Origin of the sequence: Chryseobacterium sp. SIMBA_029 (assembly GCF_046535275.1) — a bacterium.
In the GTDB taxonomy this organism is placed as follows: Bacteria; Bacteroidota; Bacteroidia; order Flavobacteriales; family Weeksellaceae; genus Chryseobacterium.
In genome coordinates, this window is the sequence record NZ_JAWRXA010000311.1 from 1 (window position 1) to 272 (window position 272).

A 272-nucleotide genomic window follows, 5' to 3' on the forward strand; every position below is an offset into this window, starting at 1 on the left:
TTCTGATACAGCGTGCTTTTCGCTATGCCCAGGTGCCGGGCGGCGGACGTCAGGTTCCCATGAGAGATGATGATCGCGTTGCGAATCGCACCATGCTCCGTCGTTTCCAACGTCACACGACCGTCGCGCGAAACCGGCTCGTCACCGCCGGCGCTTACCTGCCCGTTGCCCGAGCGCAGCTCCGCAGGCAGATCGTCGAGCGTCAGCCTCTCCGCGCTTGCTGTGAGAAGCATGCTCTCGACCACGTTATGAAGCTCCCTGACGTTGCCAGG

1 protein-coding gene is annotated in these 272 nt (G+C 62.5%); it reads right to left on the reverse strand.

The window, feature by feature from the left end; translation table 11 throughout:
• The coding region (locus SB679_RS24255; protein WP_410704806.1) for a helix-turn-helix domain-containing protein at window positions 1-272 on the reverse strand (272 nt) is incomplete at both ends.